Annotated in this window: 1 protein-coding gene; it reads right to left on the reverse strand. The window is 68.9% G+C overall.

The features are described 5' to 3' along the window. Positions 1 to 293: VCBS domain-containing protein (locus EN818_RS32010; RefSeq protein ID WP_135906760.1), on the reverse strand; the 293-nt coding region annotated here is incomplete at its 5' end.

Raw genomic sequence — 293 nt, forward strand, 5'->3', positions numbered from 1 at the left:
TTAGGGGAACACAGCGCTCAGGCCGCCGGGCGTGTGCGCCGCGCGGTCGTAGGTGTAGTGGCCGTCCGAATAGAGCGTCAGCGTGCCGTACTGGCCCGCAATCGTGGTGCCGGTGACGGCGGACGTCACATCCTGCGGCGCACCCGTGCCATAGGCCGAGGTTACGCTGGCGCCGTCCGCTCCCTTTACGTCCGCTCTCGTGACCGGATCCGTCTCGCCGGCGCCGGTGATCACATTTCCCGAGATCTCTGCATGGCTGCCCGCCGCGACGCTGTTGGCGTCCGGGTTCGCCG

It is taken from the genome of Mesorhizobium sp. M3A.F.Ca.ET.175.01.1.1 (genome assembly GCF_004791945.1).
Lineage (GTDB): Bacteria > Pseudomonadota > Alphaproteobacteria > Rhizobiales > Rhizobiaceae > Mesorhizobium.